2 protein-coding genes are annotated in these 1,396 nt (G+C 66.4%); one reads left to right on the top strand and one right to left on the bottom strand.

The genetic code is table 11. The features are described 5' to 3' along the window. Positions 1–49: 49 nt before the first annotated feature. Positions 50–877, bottom strand: coding sequence for a helix-turn-helix domain-containing protein (locus VW23_RS21865; RefSeq protein ID WP_176730459.1), 828 nt, complete (start codon positions 875–877; stop codon positions 50–52). Between the two features lie 57 nt (positions 878–934). On the opposite strand from VW23_RS21865, the gene VW23_RS29125 reads away from it, so the two are divergent. Further along, positions 935–1,360, top strand: a complete 426-nt coding sequence (locus tag VW23_RS29125) for an SRPBCC family protein (protein WP_069911614.1) — start codon at positions 935–937, stop codon at positions 1,358–1,360. Positions 1,361–1,396 lie beyond the last annotated feature (36 nt).

Below are 1,396 nucleotides of genomic sequence, written 5' to 3'. Positions count from 1 at the left end.
GGATCAAGGGTGGGGGTCCACAGCCACCGGCCCCGCAAACGACCACCCGCTACCCCCGCACCTGCCGCGCATAGTCCGTCGGCGCCCGCCCGACGATGCGGCGGAAATCATTGCTGAAATGCGCCTGGTCCGAGTAGCCCAGCTCATGCGCCACCTCGGTCCAGTTTGGCGCCTCCGTGGCCGTGGCGCGTCCCGCCGCTTCGACCAGCCGGTAGAGCCGGATCACCCATTTCGGCCCGACCCCGACATAGTGCTGAAACAGGTGCTGCAGCGTCCGCTCGTTCACCGCCGCCCGCCGCGCCAATGTGGCGACGCTGACGATCTCCCGATCGGTCCGCGCCAACTCGACGATGTCAGCCGCGAGCTCCGTGTTCGGGTCCATCGCCGGTAATCCACCGCCTGCCATCATCGCTTCCACCGCGGCGATCATCTGCTGCCGGTCGGGCTCCGCCATCAGCTTGCGCCGCGCCGCTTCGGTCGCGCCCGGAAACACCTCCACTGCATTGAGCGTCTGGTCCATCAACTCCGCCACCGCCCGCCCATAGAACGGTCGGAACCCGCCGGGCCGGAACATCACGCCCAGCACCGCGCCGGAACCCTTCACCTCATAGTCGTAGCGACCTGTCGTCACGCCGGTGATCCAGCCGCGCTCGCGGGTGAAGGCGACATTGAGGTTGGGATGCGGCAGCACCTCCGCCGGATACGATGTTCCCTCCGGCAACGCCCAGTTCACCACCCAATAGTGCTCGACGAAAGGCGCCAGCGCCGCCGACGGCCGGTAGCGGCTCAGGCCGTAGTTTTGCGCCGAGCCGGCCGGATCGAGGATGCCGGCGAAGTCGTCCTGTTTTTCTTCGAACGGCTTTGCGGGTTTTTGCAAGCGCGTCTCCTGGCCTCGTCTCTAGGCTGGTCCGACCATCAACCAGGGAGACCTACCATGTCCGCAACTTTCACGGCCACCACCAGCCTCGAGCTATCAGCCCCGCCCGCCAAGGTCTGGGAGGCGCTTACCAATCCCGCAATGGTCAAACAGTACATGTTCGGAGCCGAACTCACCGGCGACTGGCTCGAGGGCGGCACCGTCACCTATCGCGGCGAATGGGACGGCACGCCGTTCGAGGACAAAGGCGATATCGTCGAGATCGATCCGCCGCGCCTGCTCAGGGTCAACTATTACAGCGCCATGAGCGGCCAGCCCGACACTCCGGAAAACCGCCAGCTGATCACGTATGAGTTGCAGCCAGCTGGCAGCGGCACGCGATTGACCGTGTCGCAGGCGGGCAATCCTTCGCAGGAGGCGGCGACGGCAGCGGAGGGCAACTGGGCGATGACGCTCGACACGCTGAAGGCGCTGCTGGTCTGAGCGAGCGCTGGTGCGAGCTGCCCCCCACCCCTGTCC

The sequence above is a fragment of the Devosia insulae DS-56 genome (assembly GCF_000970465.2).
Taxonomy (GTDB): Bacteria; Pseudomonadota; Alphaproteobacteria; order Rhizobiales; family Devosiaceae; genus Devosia_A; species Devosia_A insulae.
This window is presented reverse-complemented; position numbering and strand designations above follow the sequence as displayed.

What these genes read in the sequence shown, in the direction of transcription:
- VW23_RS29125 (WP_069911614.1), top strand. Translation starts at nt 935, where the DNA reads ATGTCCGCAACTTTCACGGCCACCACCAGCCTCGAGCTATCAGCCCCG.